Raw genomic sequence first — 16,315 nt, forward strand, 5'->3', positions numbered from 1 at the left:
TTTATCGCATTCATGACACTCCGAAGAATTCCGATGATCGGTTGCTGTCAGGATGGCTCCTCCAGCCATACCCTCGCGAGCTGATCATTTATGCGCCACCGGCCCCTTGGCGATCGGCACAAACACTTCCCATTTATCTTGTATCGTGGGCTTGACGGTCTTGGCGCAAATCACAGCAACATTCGGTCCGGACAGGCCATGGCTTTTCGGAACCCATTGCACACGCAACGCTACCGCGCATTTCGTTACCAGAATCTTCCGGTTCGGCTCCAGGACTTGCCAACTTGTTCCATTTTTTGCATTTTCAGCTGCCATGAACTGTACTGCTGCATCCCTGATCTCAAACAAGCCATGGATGTCACCGCGTGTCCGGTCTTCGTCAAGCGTGCCAGCGAGTGCTGATGAGGCACCAGCAACAAGAAAAAGGGCGGCAACAAAGGAGGTGTACATGCGTTTATTCAATCGTAACGGTACCCACATATTTACAATCCTTACCAAGTCTGTTTGATATCAAATAGAGATATGGAAGGTTCCACATTTCCAGTGTGTGCATTGTCACACAAGCTACCGCAGCTCGTTCGTTTGCTGGCAGGATTCCTATTTGATTGCGAGGTGGCGTATGAAGGCCCGCGTTTCCTGAAGTTCCGGGCATTTGAATGAGCGTCAGATGCGTGGCGGGGACGGGAACAGCCTTCTCGCCCCCGCAACTGGCATACTATTAATGCATATGCCAATATGAGCAATGTTTGCAGAAACAAGCTGCGCCCAATTACCTGCCACCTTTAAAACCATGAAAAACATCACCGTAGAATATCGTCACAACTTTCCCCTCGATCCGCTCGATGTCGTGCGTGTCTTCGATCAATCCGGAATCAAGCGTACTACCGACAATCTCCCGAGAATCGCGCGCATGTTCGCTGCGCCTTGCCTTTTGCTGTCGGCCTGGGTGGATAATGAGCTTGTGGGTCTGGCCCGGTCACTGACGGACTATGCCTACTGCTGCTATCTATCGGATCTGGCCGTCAACAAGCAGTACCAGGGGCTGGGTATCGGCAAGGAACTTGTCAAGCGCACTCAGGCTATCATCGGCGACGAAGTCTCCTTGATACTGCTCTCCGCCCCGGATGCCATGTCTTACTATCCGACGCTCGGTTTTGAGCCTGCCGGCAATGCCTACGTCATCCGGCGCAAATATTGAGCGCCCTATGAAACCCGTCTACACCCTTGCCGAAGCCCTGGCAAAAGACCCCAGCCGCGTCGCCAAAACCCAGTCCCTCACCCGCGACAGTTCCAGACCCCACATGGGCCTGAAAGGCAGTCACGGCCTGTTCGCTTCCGAAGCCTGGTGGGAAAGCATCGAGGCCAAACGCCTCCAGACGCAAACCTTGACGGGCAGCATCGAACGAACGTATTTCGCGGGCCAGGACAGCCGCCGTGGCGATCAGGTCAACAGCTTCACCTTGCGCCTGGCGGATGGCTCGACAGTCGACGAAAGCATCTACACGAATCACAAGCAGGACACCAGGCTGTTCGTGCCTGGCGCCATGGTGACGATGGTCTACGTGCTGGATGAGCTGAAGGCGCAGCCGGCTGTCGACTGCGGGATACATTACGCGCGAACCGTGCTGGAAGTGGCCATATCCGTCAGAAAAGATCAGGAGTAGGGGCACGGCGCCATGCCGATGCTCCACTATCTGCACAAGCTTGATATCGGACAAGTTCCCAGCCGAAATTCGTTTGACCGCCCCCCGTGCCAGGTCTAGAGTCTACAAGGAACCCTCAACTGACCACGATCGCCGCCGATGGCCAAGCCTTTTCCCTTAAACCCCAAGAACCCCGAACGCATCTGCTGGGGTTGCGACAAGTATTGTCCGCCGGACGCCATGCGCTGCGGCAATGGTTCCGAGCGCACGCAGCATCCGATCGAGCTGTTTGGCGAAGGCTGGAATGACTGGGGACTAGAGGCGGCCGACAAGGACGACCAGGACGACCAGGACGAGCACAAGCCCTGACGACAAGCGCACCACATGGCGCGCCGCTACAATCGCCTCATCGCCCATTCATCCGAGCTGAGGAAATACCCATGCAAGAGATCCTGTCCAGTTGGCTGGCAAGCAGCGCCGGCGATTGCCAATTCGTCGAGCACCCGGCCGTGCACACGATCGATGAAGCACTGGTGCACGTGCCAGCCATGCCTGGCCTGATGGTCAAGAATCTATTCGTGCGCGATGAAAAGGGCCGCCGGCATTTTCTCGTCATCGTGCCCTTTGACAAGCGCATCGACCTGGCGGCGCTGGGGCGTCTATTGCCAGCAAGTAAGCTGAGCATGGCCTCGCCCGAACGCCTGTTGCTGCACCTGGGCATCACGCCCGGTTCCGTCAGCCTGTTTGCGCTAATCCACGACAACGTGCAGGCGGTGGAACTGGTACTGGACCAGGTCGTGTGGGAAGCGGATGCTGTGCAAGCCCATCCGCTGCGCAACACGGCGACAGTGGCGCTGTCGCATGCCACTCTGGTCAATTTCCTTGCCTATACGGGGCACGTTCCCCGTATTCTGGACGTGCCGGCGGCGATCTGAAAGCACCGTTTCAATGCCCGGCCACGGGCGCGCCGCCGCTGCGCCGTCCCGGCCGGAAGCCGTGCGCGCGGGCCGACCAGGCGACGAGGAAGGCCAGCACGAGCAAAGCCACCATGGCCCACGGGAAGGCGCCGGCACCCCAGGTTTCCAGCAAGGCGCCGCCCACCACGCCCGCGGCGGCAATCGCCCCATTCCACGCCACCACATTCATCGACAAGGCCACGTCGGCGCCGCTGCCGGCCGTGTCCGCCAGCGCCGTTTGCAACAGGGTGGCCGCGCCGCCAAAGCTCAGGCCCCAGACGGCCATGCCCAGGTAGATCACAAAGGGAAGGTGCACTGCGAGGCCCAGCACGAGGGCCGTCGCGGCGAACACGGCCAGGCTGGCCAGCACGGTTGCGCGCAGGTGGCGCTCGACCAGCCGGCCCGTGATCCAGATGCCGGCCATGGCGGCGGCGCCGAAGACGAGCAGCACCAGGTCGACCCGCTGCGTCAATCCGGCCGGCGCCACGAACGGGGCAATGTAGGTGTAGAGAATGTTGTGCGCCAGCATCCAGGCGATGACGACGGCCAGCACGGGGCGCACGCCCGGCGTCGTGAAGACGCGGCGCAGGGGCAGGCGTTCATGGACGGATAGTCCCGGATAGTCAGGCACCTTCGCCAGCACCCAGGCGATCAGGATCAATGTCAGGGCGGAAATGATCCAGAACGCGGCGCGCCAGCCGACCAGCGAACCAAGCAAGGTGCCCAGCGGTACGCCCAGGGACAGGGCGACGGGCGCGCCCACCATGGCCAGCGCCAGGGCGCGGCCTTGCTGGCGGGGCGCCACCATGCGCCGCGCATAGCCTGCCAGCAAGCTCCACGCCAGTCCGGCCGCCATGCCGGCAAAGAAACGGGCCGCGAGGGTCAGCCAGTAGTGGGACGACAGGGCCGTGACGGTATTGAACGCGAGAAAGCCGATGATGGTCAGCAGCAGCACGTTGCGGCGGCGCCAGCCGCGCGTGGCGATGGTGAGCGGAATGGCTGCCAGCAGGGAGCCGAGCGCATAGGCCGTGACCATTTGCCCGGCCAGCGCGGCGCTGACGCCGAGGCCCGCGCTGATCTGCGGCAGCAGGCCGGCGGGCAAGGTTTCCGTGACGATGCAGATAAAACCCGTCATGGCCAGGGCCAGCAGGCCGGCGACGGGGAGGCGATCGGCCAGCGCAGGGCTGGTTCCGGTGGTGAGCGTAGCGTGATTCACGGCAAACATCCTTGTCAAGTAATCGGGCGCAGGAATCCCCCGACCGTTATAGCGGTATATATGTATCGATCGGTATAAATATAGGCGATGGCGTACCGCGTTGTCAACGACTTCTGTATCGAGTAGTATGTAAGTGGCACATGAGTAGATGAGAAGGAGCGATGGATGGCGCAAATGGGACGGCCGCGCACGTTCGACCGGCAGGCAGCGGTCGAGCAGGCCATGTTTTTATTCTGGCAGCAGGGATATGAATCGACTTCCTTGAGCCAGCTCAAGGCGAGCCTGGGCGGCGGCATTTCCGCGCCCAGCTTTTATGCGGCGTTCGGCTCGAAGGAAGCGCTGTTCCGCGAAGCGGCGCAATGCTATCTGGACACGTTTGCCCGCGTGACGGAATGCCTGTGGGACGATGGCCTGGCGCCGCGCGCGGCCATCGAGCTGGCCTTGCGCCAGTCGGCCAGCATGCAGTCCGAGCCGGGACATCCGCCCGGCTGCATGGTGGCGCTCGGCTGCATGAGCGCGCCGACGGCCGAGCATGCGGCCGTGGCCGCGCCCCTCACCGCGTCGCGCGCCCGCACCCGCGCCGGTTTCGTGCATTGCGTGGAGCGGGGCATGGCCAGCGGCGAATTGCCAGCGGGTACGGACGCGAGCGCGCTGGCGTCCGTCTTCGACAGCTTTTTATCGGGCGTGTCGATTCAGGCCCGCGATGGCGTTGGCTACGCCGTGTTTGACGCTGCCATCACGCACATCATGCGCGTGTGGGATGCCAACCGTTTGACAACCTAGGCCGTAAAGCGAAACTCCAGCACATCGTCGCCATACTTGTCCGTCTCGCCCGTCGCCGTCCAGCCCAGGTAACGGTAAAAGCCGTAGGAGCGCGAAGCGGGATCGCTGGAGCAGCCGAGGAATAGCCGCTGGTGGCCCTGCGCGCGCAGTTCCGTCATCACCAGTTCCAGCAAGGTCTTGCCGATGCCTAAGCCTTCGAATTCCGGCAGCAGGGCCAGGACGATGATTTCGCCCGTGTCGCGCTCGCCAAAGCAGTAGCCTACCAGCTGGCCGTCGTGATGGCAGGCCTGGCCAGGCAGGCTTCCCGAGCGCATCATTTCCGCCCAGGTGACGGCCGTGATGCCCACTTCCGCCAGGCGTTCCTCGGAAACGGCGTTTTGCCGCGTCTTGCCGCGCAAGGCGATAAAGGCCGGGGTGTCTTCCGCCCTGGCGGGATGGAAGGTAATCGATGCTGGGTGTGTCGTCATGTATTAACTCGATGGTGTCGGATGAATGGCGGGCAGGACAGGATAAATATCATTCCCAAGGTTTGCGCATGATTTTCGCGTGACGCTGCCAGTCAACTACTTTTGTATTCTCGATGGCCTGCTGGCCGGGATTGCCGCTATCGATGATTTCATCCTTGACGATGATCAAGGCGTCTTTTTCATTCAAGCGGTATTCCCGATAGCGCTCGCAATCCTGTTCGCGCCGGGCAGTGGTGATTAATTTGTCAGTCCGCCACGCATAGCTGTCTTCATAAAAACATTGCGCGGCGCAGCCGCAATTGGGGATGCCGCCTTCGATTTTTTGATCGGCTGTGCTGATATCCAGATTCGGAATGGCAGACATGGGTTGATTGAAACGGTATTGCTTCGCCGGCGCATCCCACAGCCATACATCGGAACAGCGGATGCGTCCCTGGCTATCCGTGTAACCGGTAACCCACAGGTCGGCATGGCCGTCGAAATTCATGTCGACCAGCAGCGCATGCAAATTGCCCGTGCCGCTGGTGCTGCAACTTCCAGGTATCCACTGCTTCCCGATTTTCAGCTGGTACGTCTGTTTTTCATCGTGATTCGCATAGCGGATATCGGCCGCTTGCCGTACTTTGCCTGTCGCGGCTTTGTCCAGGTGCAAGGTGCCGCCATAAACCGAGGTGGAAATCAGGGATAAAAGCAGAACAATCAATTTCATGGCGTTATTCTTGGGCGGATATCGGGCCCCAAATGTAGGGCACAATGCCCCGATTATATCGGGCGGAGAATGATGATAACGCATGATTTGGGCAATGTGCCACACCATTCCCTATCGTGCATTCTGCGCGGAACAGTGCTGTGTACAATGCCCAAAAATCCCCGAATAAGGAATTCTGATGACATCCTCTCCCGAATCTTTGAATGAAGCGGGCATTCTCGCTTATAACGACGGTCAGCACGCCGAGGCATTCAGGCAATTCGACGCGGCTGCGCGCACCGGCGATCCTGCCGGCCAGCATTTATTGGCCAGCCTGTATTACCAGGGCCATGGCGTGACGCAAGACTTGCCGAAAGCGGTGGAACTGTTCACGGCAGCCGCGCAGGCGGGCTTTCCGCCGTCGCTGGCCAATCTGGCCCTGATGTATGCGAGCGGTGATGGCGTCGCGCAAGACATGGCGCAATCGCTCGCGTATGGCCGCCAGGCGGCCGAGGCGGGCGATGGCCAGTCGCAATTCAACCTGGCGCAGGCCTACCGCAAGGGGGTTGATGTGCCGCAAGACTTCGCCGAGGCGGCCTTCTGGTACAAGCAGGCGGCCGAAGCCGGTTCCCTGTCGGCGCAGAACGAATACGGCTTGCTGTACGCGCAAGGGCAGGGCGTGGAACTCGACTACGTGCAGGCGTATGCGTGGATCGCCATGCCGGCCGAGGCGGGCAGCGCACAATCGATCAAGAACCGCGACCAGTTGCTGGAAATCCTCACGCCGTCACAGCAGCAGGCGGCGCGCGCGCTGGCGGCAGAGTATGCGGCGCAGTATGGCGTCAATCCCCACTAGATTTCTTTGCCGGCAGCTTGCTGAGCACACCTGCCGCATCGAGTTCATAGCTGTCGAAATCGCGCGCGAGGAATAGTTCACCCGAGTAATGCAGCCGGGCTTCCGCTTCCAGCTCGGCCATGCCGTCCGCATGGTGATAGCGGGCGCTGAAGTGGGTGAGGATCAGGTTCGGCAAGCGGGCGGCTTCGGCGAACTGCGCCACGCGCTGCACGGAACTGTGCGTGGGGCCGGGGCCCACTTTCTGCAGCATGGCTTCCGTGTAGGTGGCTTCATGCACGAGCAGTTGCGCGCCGGCACAGGCGTCCGTCAGCAACGCTGGCGTGTCGTTGTCGCCGCCAATCACCACCGTGGCGCGCTGCGTGTCCGTCTGGCGGAAGGTGGCGGCGTTCAATACCGTGCCATCGTCCAGGATCGCATCCTGGCCAGCCTGCAAGAGTCCCCAGGCGGGGCCGGGCGGCACGCCGGCTGCCTGCAGGGCCATCTTGTCCAGCTTCCACCTGCTTGTTTCCAGCGCAAAACGATAACCGACGCTCGGGGCGCGGTGCGACAACGCATGGCGTGAGATGGTCAAGCCCGCTTCCTCATGCACGACTGGCGCGCTGTCCACGTCGATATGAACCAAGGGGTACGTCAAAAACAGTTCCGTGTGCAGCAGGGTGGCGTCGATCCAGGCCTTGATGGCGGCCGGGGCGATCAGCAGCAAGGGCTTCTTGCGTCCCGTCATCGAGGCGCTGGCCAGCAAGCCAGGCAGCCCATAGCTGTGGTCGCCATGCACGTGGGTGATGCAGATGCCCACCAGGTCGTGCACGGACAGGGGCAGGCGCTGCAGCCGGTGCTGCGTGGCTTCGCCGCAATCGATCATCCACCAGTCGCGGTTGTGCGTGGTTTGCAGGGCCAGCGACGTGACGTTGCGGTGGCGCGTGGGCACGCCGGAAGACGTGCCGAGAAAAGTCAGTTTGAACATGGGCGCATTATGCGGCAAGCCATCGCTGTTGCCAACGCGCCAGCCTTCAGCTTGCCCGTGGCGCGCTCAATTTGTCCTTGTAGATGCGCCCGTTCTTCATGATCAGCAGCAGGCTTTCTTCCGGCTGGGCGAGGAAATCGAGGTTCTTCGTGGGATCGCCATCGGCCACCAGCAAGTCGGCAAACGCGCCCACGGCCAGCTTGCCCAGAGTGCCCGGATAGGGCGAGCGCTGGCCGGACAGGGCCAGCAGTTCGCCATTCTGCCCCGTCGCCTGTGCCAGCAAGGTCAGGGGATCGTAAAAGCGCGTGAGTTTCGCCAGTTGGCGGCCCTGCGTGGGCGTGTTTTTCGCGCTGAACAGGATGTCCGTGCCCCAGCCCGTCCTGATGCCGTACTTTTGCGCCAGCGCATACGCCTTCACCGTGCCTTCGGATACGATGGTTTGGCTGGCCTTGCGCGCCGCATCGGGGTAGACATTCGCATCCGCGTCTTGCAGGAAAGGCTGCAGGCTCCACCACGTGCCCGTGTCGCGCATCAGGCGCACGGCATCGTCGTCCGCCAGCTGGCCATGTTCGATGCTGCGCACGCCTGCGCGGATGGCCCGCTGTATGCCTTTCGGCGTGTAGACGTGGGTCATCACATACGTGCCCCAGTCGGCGGCCGCTTCCACGCCGGCGCGCAGTTCGCGTTCCGAATATTGCGTGCTGTCGAGCGGGTCGTACATCGACGCGACGCCGCCGCCGGCCATCATCTTGATTTGCGTCGCGCCCAGCATCAGCTGCTCGCGCACGCGGCGCAGCACTTCCGCCTCGCCATCGGCGATCATGGCCATGCCCGCCGTTTCCGCCATGCCCAGCGGCGCGTTGGCCGCGCGGGGAATCTCCGAGCGCAGGCGGAAGTCGCCATGGCCCGAGGTTTGCGAAATCATGGCGCCCGAGGGGAAGATGCGCGGACCGTCGACGATGCCTTCATCGATGGCGCGTTGTAAAGCAAAGGCGGGGCCGCCAGGATCGCGCACGGAGGTAAAGCCGCGCAGCAGGGTGCGCTGCGCTTCCTGCGCCGCCACCAGATACAGATAGCCAACGTCGGACGTCATGGCCGTCACCTGGTTGATGGCGGCCAGCATGGTGTGCCAGTGGGCGTCGATCAGGCCCGGCATCACCAGCTTGCCCTGGCAATCGATGACGTGCGCGCCTTCCACCTTCTCGCCGGCCGGCAACAGGGCGGTAATGGTCGGGCCTGTCACCAGCACGTGGATACCGGAGCGGGGCGTCTTGCCCGTGCCGTCGAACAGGCGCAGATTGGTCAGCAGCAGGGGGCGCTGGGGCGTTTGCGGCTGCTGGGCGACGGCGTTGCCGGTGGACAAGCCGATGAACGGCGCCAGCATGGCGGCCGTGCCACCGAGAAACTGGCGGCGCCGCATGTCCGCCATCACCCGCTGGTGCAGGATGGTGAAGACGGTGCCGCCGCAATCGCAGGCACGCGGCTTCAAGCCGCCCGTTTGCCACGTATCCATCAGATGCTGCTCTTGTGCCAGGGCCATCGCCGCCATCCTTTCATCGCTGCCGCGCCAGCATGTGGCTGCAGGCAAAGTTAACAATAGGAAACTATTGTCATAGTTGGCCTGCAGCGGCGGCAAGTCAAGCGTGCACTTGCTTTACGGCAAAGAATGTAGCATCGGCTGTTCAAGGTGCATGCTGGCCGCTATTTCCCCTTTCGCCCGTCGTGTAATCGACAAAGCCGTCGCGGCGGCAAAAGCTGGCCAGCTGCATGCCGGCCTGGCGCGCGATGCGGATGGCCAGCGAGGTGGGCGCCGAGATGGTGGCGACGAGCCCGATATGCATGCGCGCCGACTTGCGCACCAGTTCATAGCTGGCGCGGCTGGACAGGAAGACGAAGCCGTCGTGCATGGCGATGCGGTGCAGCGCCAGGTAGCCGATCAGTTTATCCAGGCCGTTATGCCGGCCCACGTCCTCGAACACTTTCACGATGGCGCCCTCGGCCGTGCACCAGGCGGCCGCATGCACGCCGCCCGTCTTGTGCATCAATTCCTGGTAGGGCAGCAGTTCGCGCGCGGCGCGGCCGAGGATGGCGCTGCTGGCGACCAGCGGCGGCAGGGGGCGCGTGATCTTTTCCGGCACCAGGTCCAGCAGGGACAGGCTTTCGATGCCGCACACGCCGCAACCCGTGCGCCCCGTCAGCGCGCGGCGGCGGGCCTTGAGCTTGATCAAATCCGGCTGGGCGATGGTCAGCCGCACTTCCGCGCTGTCCGCGCCGCAGCACACGTCGAGGTCGTAGATATCGCGCACGCTGCCGACGATGCCTTCGGTCAAGGTAAAGCCGACGGCGAATTCCTCGAGGTCGCGCGGCGTGGCCATCATCACCGCGTGGGCGATGCCGTTGTAGACGAGGGCCACGGGATACTCCTCGGCCACCATGTCGTGGCCCGCCGTGGCCACGCCGGCCTGGTGGCGCACCATGGGAACTTCCAGATAACCGTCGCGTTCGATGGTGGTGATGTCGCATTCCATGATGTGTGTTCTCCCGTTAATTGATTTGATAGCGCGGACAAGGCCGTATCGAAGGCGGCAGCGGGTCGCCATGCAATTCCAGCAGCGAGCGTTCCGTTTCCCGCGTCATGGCGTTCAGGGCCAGGCAGTTGGGCGCCAGGCCGAACGGTTCGGCGATCTGCTGCGCGATGGCTTCCAGCGCAAACAGGGTGTAGGCGACAAAGACGGAAATGAGGGGCGTGGCCACGCCGATGGCGTCCACCAGGCCCAGCGGCAGTAAAAAACAGTACATGTAGACGGTGCGGTGCACCAGCACGCCGTACGGATACGGTATCGGCGTGTTCTTGATACGCTCGCAGCCGGCCACGGTGGCGGCCAGGTCGTTGAGCTGGGTGTCGAGCATCCACAGCAGCTGGGTCTGGCCCGGCTGGTGCTGCACGGCGTCGTGCAGCATGGCGCGCACGGAATGGAGCACGGCGACAGGCTTGAAGTTGACGCCCTGCAAGCGCTGCACATCCTCGGCCGGCAGGAAGCGCGCCAGGTCTTCCTGCGGGTCCGTCTGGCGCAACTGGTGCTTGAGTGCATACACGAAAGCGATCAGGCGGCGCAGCAGCAACTGGTGGTCGAGGCCGCTCGTCTCCTGTGGCAGATACGTGAGCGCCTGCGAAGCAAGGGCCCGCGCGGCGATCAGCAATTGCCCCCAGATATGCCGCGCCTCGACGAAGCGCGCATAGCTGGCATTGTTGCGAAAGCCGAGGAAGATCGCCAGGCTGATGCCGACCATGGGAAACGGCGCCGTATCGAGTGGAATCTTGACGCCGAAGATGCGGCCATCCGTCAGCAGGGCCAGCGAACTGACGACCAGCATCAGCAGCAATTGCGGGATGATGGCTTGCAGCACCGAGCCATCCCAGACAAACAGCATGCGAAACCAGTTGGTGGTAGGCCGAATGATCATGATGTGATGCCGCTCAATGCTTCTGGGGCACGACTTTGCCCTCGAAGACGTAGTATTGGAACAGGTTGTAGCCGATCATGATCGGCAGCATGGAACCCATGCCGATCAGCATGAAGATCAGGGTCGGCTCATCGGATGCAGCCGACGCGATGCTCAGCTTGCCCGGCACCAGATCGGGGAAGAAGCTGATGGCCAGGCCCGCGAACGACGCCAGGAACAGCACGATGGCGCCGCGAAACGGGCCGCGCACGCCGTTCACGTGCACGGCCCACAGGATGTAGATGAAGGCGCTGGCGGCGATGGCGGCCAGGGCCAGCAGCACGCCGAACACGCCCGGCTGCGCCCAGCGGTCGTGGCCGATGGCGCTGAATACCATGGTGCCGGCCGACAGCACGATGGCGGCCGCGACAGTCGCCAGCACGCTGGCCATGGCGTAGCGGCGCGCTGCCGCTTCCAGCTGGCCGCCCGTCTTCTTGATCAGATAAGTGCTGCCCAGAAGGCAATAGCCGGCCACCACGCCCAGCGCCGTGCAGGCCGTGAAGATGCCGCTCAGCCATCCCGGCTGCAATCCCGTGATGACCTCGCCCAGCACCACGCCCTGCGCCACGGCGGCCAGCAGGCTGCCCACGCCGAAGATCAGGTCCCACAGGCGCTTGTTGCCGGCCGCATGGCGGAACTCGATCGAGGCGCCGCGCATGATCAGGCTGGCGATCAGCAGCATGATGGGAATGTACAGCCCTTCCAGCAAGGTGGCGTAGGCGCTGGGAAAGGCGCCGAACAGGGCGCCGCCCACCACCACCAGCCAGGTTTCGTTGGCGTCCCACACGTGGGCGATCGATTGAAAGATCAGGTTGCGCTCCTGCTCGCGGCGGGTGAACAGGCTGAGGATGCCCACGCCCAGGTCGAAGCCGTCCGTGACCACGTAAAAGATCAGCATCAGGCCGATCAGGCCGAACCAGGCATTGCCCAGCATGGCATGCGAATTGATATCCATTACAAACTCCTAGTCAGATAGCGGCGCACTTCAGTACCCCACGGCATGTGCAGCGTCCGGCAGCGGCAGCGCCACATCCGGGCCTTGTTGCAGCCATTTTTTGGCAAACACAAAGAAAGTGACAAACAGCACGATGTAAAACACGAAGAACATCAGCATGCTGCCGGCCACGGCATGGGCCGCCACGTCGGAGACGGCGTCGCGCGTGCGCAGCAAGCCGTACACGACCCACGGCTGGCGTCCCACTTCGCGCACGATCCAGCCGCACTCGACGGCGATATACGGCAGCGGTATCGTCAGCACCCAGGCAAGCAGCAGCTTGCGCTTGCGCACGAACTCTTCCACCCGGCCGCCCACCTTGCGCCAGGCCACGAAGGTCCAGAACGACAGCAGCACAAACCACATGCCGATGCCGGCCATGGCGCGGAAAGCGTAGTACAGTAGCGGCAGCATGGGCGGCTGGTCTTCGCGGGCGATGTCGGCCAGGCCCGTGATCTTGCCCGTGGCGCTATGCGTGGCGATCACGCTGAGCATGCCGGGCACTTCGATGGACCAGTCATTCTTTTGCTCCGCCTGGTTGGGCCAGGCCAGCAGGGACCAGGCCGCACCTTCGCCATCGCGGTTCGTGTGCCAGTGGCCTTCGATGGCCGCGCCCTTGGCGGGCTGGGTCTTGAAGACGTCGACGCCGCTCGAATCGCCGAGCCACACTTGCAACGGTGCGATCACCAGCAGCAACATCAGCGCCAGCTTGAACGAGCGGGCGAAGAAGGCCGGCTCGCGGCGCTTGAACATATACCAGGCGGAAATGCCGGCGATGACGAACAAGCCCGTTTCCACGGCCGCCACCCACATGTGGCCCACGGCCCAGGCCATGTCGGGATTGAAGATGGCGGCCACATAATCGGTGACGATGATCTTGCCGTCGACCACGCGCACGCCGGCCGGCGTCTGCATCCAGGAATTGGCGACCATGATCCAGAACGAGGAAATGCTGGAACCGAGCGCCACCATGCCGGTGGCAAACAGGTGCACGCCTTTCGGTACGCGGCCCCAGCCGAACATCATGACGCCGATGAAGCCCGCCTCGAGCATGAAGGCCATGGCGCCCTCGAAGCCGAGGATGTTGCCGATGAACTGGCCGGAATGGTGCGAGAACGGCGCCCAGTTGGTGCCGAACTGGAATTCCAGGGGAATCCCGCTGACGACGCCGACGGCAAAGTTGAGCACCAGCAGCTTGCTCCAGAAGCGCGCGTGGCGGTAGTAGACGGGGTCGCTGGTGCGCAGCCACAGCGCCTCGACGACAAACAGGAATAGCGACAGGCTGATCGTCAATATGGGCCACAGGATGTGGAAGATGGCCGTCATCGCAAATTGCGCGCGCGACAGGTCCAGGGTATCGAAACCGAACATGGCGTTCTCCTGATCAACTGAGGGCGGCCGAAGGCGACAGCAGCACGGGGATGGATTTGAAGGTCGGCGTGCGCGAGCCTTCGCCCACGCTGTCGAGCGGCACCAGCGGATTGGTTTCCGGGTAGTAGGCGCCGATGCAGCCGCGCGGGATGTCGTACTCGACCAGCAGGAAGCGGTCGGCGCGGCGTTCGATGCCGTCATGCCACACGCCGATCAGGTCGACCCAGTCGCCGGCCGCAAAGCCCAGCATGGCCAGGTCGTCCTTGTTGATGAAAACCACGCGGCGCTGGCCGAACACGCCGCGGTAGCGGTCGTCCATGGCATAGATCGTCGTGTTGTACTGGTCGTGCGAACGCGTCGTCATCAGCACCATCAGGCGCTCGCCATATTGCTGGCGCGCACGGTGGATCGGCGTGTCCAGTTCCACGGCGTTGACGAGGAATTGCGCCTTGCCGCTGTCCGTCTTCCATACGCGTTCGCGCGAGGCGATTTTCAGGTGGAAACCGCCTGGCTTGGCCACGCGCAAGTTGTAGTCGAAAAAGTCGTCAAAAACTTGCTCGATGGAATCGCGCAGCAGCGCATAGTTGCCGGAAAAGCGCAGCCAGTCGATCTTTTCGCTGCCCACGGTCGCTTGCGCCATGCCGGCCACGATGGCGATTTCCGAGCGCAGATTGGGCGAGGCGGGCTGGTTCATGCCGAACGAGATGTGCACCATGCTCATCGAGTCTTCCACCGTCACGCCTTGCGCCACGCCTTCCTGCACGTCGATTTCCGTGCGGCCCAAAGTCGGCAGGATCAGCGCATCCTTGCCATGCACCAGATGGCTGCGGTTGAGCTTGGTAGCGATGTGCACGGTCAGGTCGCACGAGCGCAGCGCGCCCCAGGTGCGCGGCGTGTCCGGCGTGGCCATCGAGAAATTGCCACCGAGCGCGACAAACACTTTGACTTTCTTTTCCAGCATGGCTGCGATCGTGCCGACGGCGTCGTAGCCGTGGTGGCGCGGCGGCTCGAAGTTGAAGACGAGGCCCAGGCGGTCGAGGAATTCCTTGGTCGGCTGTTCCTCGATGCCCATGGTGCGGTCGCCCTGCACGTTCGAGTGGCCGCGCACGGGACACAGGCCCGCGCCGCGCTTGCCGATATTGCCGCGCATCATCATCAAGTTCGACAGGATTTGCACGGTGGCCAGCGAATTCTTGTGCTGCGTCACGCCCATGCCCCAGGTGGCGATGACGGCCTTGCCCTTCACATAGATCTGCGTCAGTTCCTCGATCTTGTCGCGCGCCACGCCCGATTCGGCCAGCAGCAAGTCCCAGCTTTCGGCGCGCAGGTCGGCCGCGAACGCTTCGAAGCCCTTCGTGTGCTCGGCGATGAAGGTGCAGTCGAGCACGCGCTCCTGGCCGTGGGCGATGGCCGCGTCATCGAGCTCGACGACGCGCTTGGCCATGGCCTTGATCAGCGCGAAGTCGCCGCCCAGGGTGGGGCAGATGAACAGCGAGCAGATGTTCGTGCTGCCGCCCGTGAGCATTTCCAGCGGATGCTGGGGGCTCGTGAAGCGCTCCAGGCCCCGTTCGTGCAATGGGTTGATGGACACGATGGTGGCGCCACGGCGCGACGCTTCGCGCAATTCTCCCAGCATGCGCGGGTGGTTGGTGGCGGGATTCTGGCCGAACAGCAGCAGGGTGTCCGCATGTTCGAAGTCGTCCAGCAGCACCGTTCCCTTGCCGATGCCGACCGTTTCCGGCAAGCCGCGGCTGGTCGCTTCGTGGCACAGGTTGGAGCAATCGGGGAAATTGTTGGTGCCGTAGGCGCGCACGAACAGCTGATACAGGAAAGCGGCTTCGTTGCTGGCGCGGCCAGACGTATAGAAGGCGGCCTGGTTCGGATCGTCCAGCGCGTGCAAGTGGTGCGCTACAAGGGCGAAGGCGTCGTCCCAGGAAATGGCCTGGTATTTGTCGCTGGCAGAGTCGTACACCATGGGGTCCGTCAAACGGCCATGTTGCTCCAGATCATAGTCCGACTGCTCCATCAATTCGGTGACCGTGTGTTCCTGGAAAAACTCTGGGCGCACGCGCTTGCTCGTCGATTCGGCGGCCACGGCCTTGACGCCGTTTTCGCAGAATTCAAACGTCGACGCGTGTTCGCGGTCGGGCCAGGCGCAGCCGGGACAGTCGAAACCGTCGGGCTGGTTTTGCTCGAACAGCGAGCGGTAATTGCCCGCGCTGACTTTTTCCTTGAACAGGTTGATGGCCACATACTTGAGGGCACCCCAACCGGCCGCGGCATGGGTGTAGGGCGCGATGCGCGCGTCGGACTTTGGCTTGCTCATGATGACTCTCCTGGTGATATGCGATGGGACAATCACATGGTAGGGGCGGCGAACCGCCCCGTAGGCGCACAGTTCCGGACAAAAAAACAGAGTACAGATGGCAAGACGACGATGCCGGTCGCGCCGGCGCCGGCCGTGATTTATGATGTGCACAAGGAGAAAAACATGCACAAGGAAGACAAGGAGGACGGAGTCGACGCGGCGCTGATAGCCCTGCTGGCGCTGCTGTGGGAAGCACGGCAGGAGGCGCCGGAGAAACCGTGGTCGCTGGCCAAGCTGGCCAAGCGGGCAGGAGTGCAGATGAGCACTTTGCTGCGCCAGCTCAATGCGCTGTCCAGCGCGGGACTGGCAAGCGTAACGACGGCGGAGAGTGGCGGCGGCAGCGCTTCGCTGAGTACGGCGGGCGCGGAGCTGTGCGCCAGCGTGTTCGCGCCACCAGGAGAGTAAAGCCGAATCTGTACTCTATCGCCTGGCGCCGGACTGTACCTCCTTGAGTGCCTGCATTCGTCCTATGCTACTTCCAGACGAACGCACATCAAGGGGAAGC

The 16,315-nt window shown here is 62.7% G+C and carries 18 protein-coding genes; 7 read left to right on the forward strand and 11 right to left on the reverse strand.

Translation table 11 applies throughout. From position 1 onward, the window contains the following. Positions 1–84: 84 nt before the first annotated feature. On the reverse strand, positions 85–450 hold the full coding sequence (locus tag CSQ93_RS23030) for a hypothetical protein (protein ID WP_099380052.1): 366 nt from the start codon (positions 448–450) through the stop codon (positions 85–87). A gap of 292 nt (positions 451–742) precedes the next feature. Here CSQ93_RS23030 and CSQ93_RS23035 point away from each other — a divergent pair, with 292 nt between their 5' ends. From CSQ93_RS23035 to CSQ93_RS23050, 4 genes are all read left to right on the forward strand, one after another. After that, positions 743–1,198, forward strand: a complete 456-nt coding sequence (locus tag CSQ93_RS23035; RefSeq protein WP_233516310.1) for a GNAT family N-acetyltransferase — start codon at positions 743–745, stop codon at positions 1,196–1,198. Positions 1,199–1,205: 7 nt separating this feature from the next. Next, positions 1,206–1,664 carry a hypothetical protein gene (locus tag CSQ93_RS23040; protein WP_199534482.1) on the forward strand — a complete coding sequence of 153 codons (459 nt, stop codon included), beginning with the start codon at positions 1,206–1,208 and terminating at the stop codon, positions 1,662–1,664. A gap of 138 nt (positions 1,665–1,802) precedes the next feature. Continuing rightward, positions 1,803–2,012: a DUF3079 domain-containing protein gene (locus CSQ93_RS23045; RefSeq protein WP_099380054.1), complete on the forward strand. Its 210-nt coding sequence runs from the start codon at positions 1,803–1,805 to the stop codon at positions 2,010–2,012. 71 nt (positions 2,013–2,083) lie between these two features. Beyond that, a complete protein-coding gene (locus CSQ93_RS23050; RefSeq protein WP_099380055.1) occupies positions 2,084–2,578 on the forward strand; it encodes a prolyl-tRNA synthetase associated domain-containing protein in 495 nt (164 codons plus the stop codon). A 10-nt stretch (positions 2,579–2,588) separates the two neighbouring features. Here the strand turns inward: CSQ93_RS23050 and CSQ93_RS23055 are convergent, their stop codons facing one another. Beyond that, positions 2,589–3,824 (reverse strand): MFS transporter, encoded by a 1,236-nt coding sequence (locus CSQ93_RS23055; RefSeq protein WP_099380056.1) that lies wholly within the window; start codon positions 3,822–3,824, stop codon positions 2,589–2,591. 156 nt (positions 3,825–3,980) lie between these two features. On the opposite strand from CSQ93_RS23055, the gene CSQ93_RS23060 reads away from it, so the two are divergent. Next, complete coding sequence (locus CSQ93_RS23060; RefSeq protein ID WP_099380057.1) at positions 3,981–4,598, forward strand: TetR/AcrR family transcriptional regulator; 618 nt, start codon at positions 3,981–3,983, stop codon at positions 4,596–4,598. Here the strand turns inward: CSQ93_RS23060 and CSQ93_RS23065 are convergent. Both CSQ93_RS23065 and CSQ93_RS23070 read right to left on the reverse strand, forming a co-directional pair. Continuing rightward, positions 4,595–5,065, reverse strand: coding sequence for a GNAT family N-acetyltransferase (locus tag CSQ93_RS23065; RefSeq protein WP_099380058.1), 471 nt, complete (start codon positions 5,063–5,065; stop codon positions 4,595–4,597). The genes CSQ93_RS23060 and CSQ93_RS23065 overlap by 4 nt on opposite strands. Positions 5,066–5,114: 49 nt before the next feature. Next, on the reverse strand, positions 5,115–5,882 hold the full coding sequence (locus tag CSQ93_RS23070) for an XAC2610-related protein (RefSeq protein ID WP_158301336.1): 768 nt from the start codon (positions 5,880–5,882) through the stop codon (positions 5,115–5,117). A 70-nt stretch (positions 5,883–5,952) separates the two neighbouring features. On the opposite strand from CSQ93_RS23070, the gene CSQ93_RS23075 reads away from it, so the two are divergent. Further along, complete coding sequence (locus tag CSQ93_RS23075) at positions 5,953–6,609, forward strand: tetratricopeptide repeat protein (RefSeq protein WP_099380060.1); 657 nt, start codon at positions 5,953–5,955, stop codon at positions 6,607–6,609. Here the strand turns inward: CSQ93_RS23075 and CSQ93_RS23080 are convergent. The 7 genes from CSQ93_RS23080 to CSQ93_RS23110 form a co-directional block, all read right to left on the reverse strand. Further along, positions 6,596–7,573, reverse strand: a complete 978-nt coding sequence (locus tag CSQ93_RS23080) for a ribonuclease Z (RefSeq protein ID WP_099380061.1) — start codon at positions 7,571–7,573, stop codon at positions 6,596–6,598. The two genes, CSQ93_RS23075 and CSQ93_RS23080, sit on opposite strands and share 14 nt — an antisense overlap. Before the next feature lie 46 nt (positions 7,574–7,619). Next, positions 7,620–9,113: a metal-dependent hydrolase family protein gene (locus tag CSQ93_RS23085; RefSeq protein ID WP_233516311.1), complete on the reverse strand. Its 1,494-nt coding sequence runs from the start codon at positions 9,111–9,113 to the stop codon at positions 7,620–7,622. A gap of 142 nt (positions 9,114–9,255) precedes the next feature. Beyond that, positions 9,256–10,101, reverse strand: a complete 846-nt coding sequence (gene fdhD, locus CSQ93_RS23090; RefSeq protein ID WP_442778346.1) for a formate dehydrogenase accessory sulfurtransferase FdhD — start codon at positions 10,099–10,101, stop codon at positions 9,256–9,258. Positions 10,102–10,117: 16 nt separating this feature from the next. Beyond that, the gene (locus tag CSQ93_RS23095; protein ID WP_099380062.1) at positions 10,118–11,038 is read right to left on the reverse strand and encodes a bestrophin family protein; all 921 of its coding nucleotides are present in this window, start codon (positions 11,036–11,038) and stop codon (positions 10,118–10,120) included. Between the two features lie 13 nt (positions 11,039–11,051). Then, positions 11,052–12,032 (reverse strand): cytochrome d ubiquinol oxidase subunit II, encoded by a 981-nt coding sequence (locus tag CSQ93_RS23100; RefSeq protein ID WP_099380063.1) that lies wholly within the window; start codon positions 12,030–12,032, stop codon positions 11,052–11,054. 30 nt (positions 12,033–12,062) lie between these two features. Next, positions 12,063–13,442 carry a cytochrome ubiquinol oxidase subunit I gene (locus tag CSQ93_RS23105; protein ID WP_099380064.1) on the reverse strand — a complete coding sequence of 460 codons (1,380 nt, stop codon included), beginning with the start codon at positions 13,440–13,442 and terminating at the stop codon, positions 12,063–12,065. 13 nt (positions 13,443–13,455) lie between these two features. After that, complete coding sequence (locus CSQ93_RS23110) at positions 13,456–15,768, reverse strand: FdhF/YdeP family oxidoreductase (RefSeq protein WP_099380065.1); 2,313 nt, start codon at positions 15,766–15,768, stop codon at positions 13,456–13,458. Positions 15,769–15,933: 165 nt separating this feature from the next. Here CSQ93_RS23110 and CSQ93_RS23115 point away from each other — a divergent pair, with 165 nt between their 5' ends. Then, positions 15,934–16,215: a helix-turn-helix domain-containing protein gene (locus CSQ93_RS23115; RefSeq protein WP_099380106.1), complete on the forward strand. Its 282-nt coding sequence runs from the start codon at positions 15,934–15,936 to the stop codon at positions 16,213–16,215. The last annotated feature ends 100 nt before the right edge of the window (positions 16,216–16,315 follow it).

Source organism: Janthinobacterium sp. BJB426 (genome assembly GCF_002735705.1).
In the GTDB taxonomy this organism is placed as follows: Bacteria; Pseudomonadota; Gammaproteobacteria; order Burkholderiales; family Burkholderiaceae_D; genus Janthinobacterium.

What these genes read in the sequence shown, in the direction of transcription:
- CSQ93_RS23060 (WP_099380057.1), top strand. Translation starts at nt 3,981, where the DNA reads ATGGCGCAAATGGGACGGCCGCGCACGTTCGACCGGCAGGCAGCGGTC.
- CSQ93_RS23100 (WP_099380063.1), bottom strand. Translation starts at nt 12,032, where the DNA reads ATGGATATCAATTCGCATGCCATGCTGGGCAATGCCTGGTTCGGCCTG.
- CSQ93_RS23085 (WP_233516311.1), bottom strand. Translation starts at nt 9,113, where the DNA reads ATGGCCCTGGCACAAGAGCAGCATCTGATGGATACGTGGCAAACGGGC.
- CSQ93_RS23030 (WP_099380052.1), bottom strand. Translation starts at nt 450, where the DNA reads ATGTACACCTCCTTTGTTGCCGCCCTTTTTCTTGTTGCTGGTGCCTCA.
- CSQ93_RS23080 (WP_099380061.1), bottom strand. Translation starts at nt 7,573, where the DNA reads ATGTTCAAACTGACTTTTCTCGGCACGTCTTCCGGCGTGCCCACGCGC.
- CSQ93_RS23065 (WP_099380058.1), bottom strand. Translation starts at nt 5,065, where the DNA reads ATGACGACACACCCAGCATCGATTACCTTCCATCCCGCCAGGGCGGAA.
- CSQ93_RS23050 (WP_099380055.1), top strand. Translation starts at nt 2,084, where the DNA reads ATGCAAGAGATCCTGTCCAGTTGGCTGGCAAGCAGCGCCGGCGATTGC.
- CSQ93_RS23040 (WP_199534482.1), top strand. Translation starts at nt 1,206, where the DNA reads ATGAAACCCGTCTACACCCTTGCCGAAGCCCTGGCAAAAGACCCCAGC.
- fdhD (WP_442778346.1), bottom strand. Translation starts at nt 10,101, where the DNA reads ATGGAATGCGACATCACCACCATCGAACGCGACGGTTATCTGGAAGTT.
- CSQ93_RS23035 (WP_233516310.1), top strand. Translation starts at nt 743, where the DNA reads ATGTTTGCAGAAACAAGCTGCGCCCAATTACCTGCCACCTTTAAAACC.
- CSQ93_RS23115 (WP_099380106.1), top strand. Translation starts at nt 15,934, where the DNA reads ATGCACAAGGAAGACAAGGAGGACGGAGTCGACGCGGCGCTGATAGCC.
- CSQ93_RS23105 (WP_099380064.1), bottom strand. Translation starts at nt 13,442, where the DNA reads ATGTTCGGTTTCGATACCCTGGACCTGTCGCGCGCGCAATTTGCGATG.
- CSQ93_RS23045 (WP_099380054.1), top strand. Translation starts at nt 1,803, where the DNA reads ATGGCCAAGCCTTTTCCCTTAAACCCCAAGAACCCCGAACGCATCTGC.
- CSQ93_RS23095 (WP_099380062.1), bottom strand. Translation starts at nt 11,038, where the DNA reads ATGATCATTCGGCCTACCACCAACTGGTTTCGCATGCTGTTTGTCTGG.
- CSQ93_RS23110 (WP_099380065.1), bottom strand. Translation starts at nt 15,768, where the DNA reads ATGAGCAAGCCAAAGTCCGACGCGCGCATCGCGCCCTACACCCATGCC.
- CSQ93_RS23070 (WP_158301336.1), bottom strand. Translation starts at nt 5,882, where the DNA reads ATGGTGTGGCACATTGCCCAAATCATGCGTTATCATCATTCTCCGCCC.
- CSQ93_RS23075 (WP_099380060.1), top strand. Translation starts at nt 5,953, where the DNA reads ATGACATCCTCTCCCGAATCTTTGAATGAAGCGGGCATTCTCGCTTAT.
- CSQ93_RS23055 (WP_099380056.1), bottom strand. Translation starts at nt 3,824, where the DNA reads ATGTTTGCCGTGAATCACGCTACGCTCACCACCGGAACCAGCCCTGCG.